The organism is Nosocomiicoccus massiliensis, assembly GCF_000438455.1.
GTDB classification, from domain to species: Bacteria; Bacillota; Bacilli; order Staphylococcales; family Salinicoccaceae; genus Nosocomiicoccus; species Nosocomiicoccus massiliensis.
Window position 1 is genome coordinate 1 of sequence record NZ_CAVG010000024.1, and the last position, 2,082, is coordinate 2,082.

General features: G+C 37.8%; 3 protein-coding genes. All 3 read right to left on the minus strand.

Features of this window, described 5'->3' with window-relative positions; translation table 11 throughout:
• Window positions 1-40 precede the first annotated feature (40 nt).
• The gene (locus TJ68_RS08320; protein WP_155974666.1) at window positions 41-184 is read right to left on the minus strand and encodes a hypothetical protein; all 144 of its coding nucleotides are present in this window, start codon (window positions 182-184) and stop codon (window positions 41-43) included.
• Between the two features lie 48 nt (window positions 185-232).
• Window positions 233-547, minus strand: a complete 315-nt coding sequence (locus tag TJ68_RS08565) for a recombinase zinc ribbon domain-containing protein (RefSeq protein ID WP_052327234.1) — start codon at window positions 545-547, stop codon at window positions 233-235.
• 79 nt (window positions 548-626) lie between these two features.
• Window positions 627-2,015, minus strand: a complete 1,389-nt coding sequence (gene rlmD / locus TJ68_RS01065) for a 23S rRNA (uracil(1939)-C(5))-methyltransferase RlmD (RefSeq protein WP_040928271.1) — start codon at window positions 2,013-2,015, stop codon at window positions 627-629.
• Window positions 2,016-2,082: the final 67 nt, after the last annotated feature.

The window sequence follows — 2,082 nt, forward strand, 5'->3', positions numbered from 1 at the left end:
GGGTAGCACATCATTAAGGTAGGCTAATTAAACACTTATATTATTTTTTCACTTCAACAATCATTTCAGACTTAAATTCTACCTCCAATTTCTCAGGGTGGACAGTAATCTTTTCAATCATCCGCTTGACAAGCTGCTCATCATAGATTTCTAGCTCACATGTTTGTTCTTTCAGTGAAGCCACTATTTGCTCCAGTCGCTCTCTTCCATTATCTTGTTCTGCAATCTCTATCTAAAGTCGTTGCTTTTCTTCTCTTCGTTTATAAATATTATCAACAACAACATTTATCGCTTGGATAACTGCTTGCTTTAAGTCATCTTCTCTAACTGTTCGCGCATCACAAAACACTCCTTTATTTTCAAGCCTACTGACGCACCGCCAAACGATTGACCTCTTCCCACGGTTATTCCAATGGACTCTTCTAAATATTTCCCCGCAGTTTTCACAAAATACTATCTGAGCCAAACTGTGATTGCTACTGTAATTTCGCCTCTGTCCATTTTTACTAATGTGTGCTATCCTTCGTTTCTTCAATTCTTCCTTCACTACATAATGTTTAAACTCTTCTTTTGGATATTCTCCAAAACCACAGGAAAACCTTATGCTACCACCACTTCAACTCTTCCTATTCATCCACCCTAGACAATAACGCCACCAACTCAACATGCACTGTATGCGGGAATAAATCTACAGGTTGTACGATTTTTAGTTCATAGCCAAAGTCTCTGAGCCATGTGATATCTTTTGCGAATGTTTCTGGGTTACATGAAACGTATACTACTCTATCTGTTTGTAGACGCCCGATTCTACGCATTACTTTTCCACCTGCACCTGATCGTGGTGGGTCGAGCATGATGACGTCTGGTCTACCCCAGTTTTCTAGCACTTCGTCGATACCGCGTCTAGCGTCTTTTGCGAGGAAATAAGTATTAGTAACATCGTTATCTTCAGCGTTTTGTTTCGCTGATTCTATAGAAGTCTCGACTATTTCAATTCCAGCGAGTCTTTTCACACGCGTTGCAAATGGTAATGAGAACGTTCCTACTCCACAGAATAAGTCAATCATCGACTGGTCTTTCGTTGGATTTGCAAATTCTATCGCAAGATCTACTAATTTTTCAGCTTGTCTTGGATTTGTTTGGAAGAACGTATCAAACCATAGACGGTAGTTAAATCCGTACATTTCATCGTGAATATAATCTCTACCGTGTAAGACGACGGTGCGTTCTGATTGTGTCATATCAGCTAAATCCGTATTTTTTGACCACGTAATACTTTCGATATTTTCTATTTCAGATACTAAAGTTTTTAATAGTTTATTAATTTCTTCTTCATACGGCTCTGGATCATCTGCAGCAAATATCGCACACATAACTTCTCCTGTATGTTGAGATTCACGCACCATTAAGTAACGTAAAATTCCTTCTTTCGTATCTTTGTTGTACGTTTTAATACCACTTTGTTTTGCCCACTCTGAGACGATATTCATCACTTTTTCAGTCTCACTACCGGCAATTAAACATGAATCAAGGTCGATAATATTTCTAAAGTTGTCCATTTCATGGAGACCTAGTTCACCGCTACTACCAAAAGTAAACTCCATTTTGTTACGATAGCGCCACATATTTTCTGCACCGATAATTGGACGAATCGCTGAAGGGTCGAAACCATTGTTTTCTATATGCATTTTAACCGCATTTTCTTTTACTTTTAGTTGCGCATTATAATCAAAATGTTGCCACTGACATCCACCACATATATCAAAATATTTACACGGTGCGTCGATACGGTTTTCATCTTTTTTTATAATTTCAATTGGACGCGTAAATGCACTTTTACGGTTCATAGCATTTGGCACTTCAACACGAACCACTTCTCCAGGAATTGTACGAGGGATTGTTAAACGTAAATTCTTACCTTTACCTTCCCAATCATCTCTACGATACTTCGTAACTCCTTGACCTTTTTTATTAAAACTTTTTATTGTCACATCATATGTACGTGACTTTGACATAATTTTCACCTTCTACATTTCTTCGTTAATCTTTTAACTAACTAAAGTAATAGACATTACCGTCTCC

Excerpts from the sequence above, each read along its gene's own strand:
- rlmD (WP_040928271.1), bottom strand. The coding sequence starts at position 2,015 with ATGTCAAAGTCACGTACATATGATGTGACAATAAAAAGTTTTAATAAA.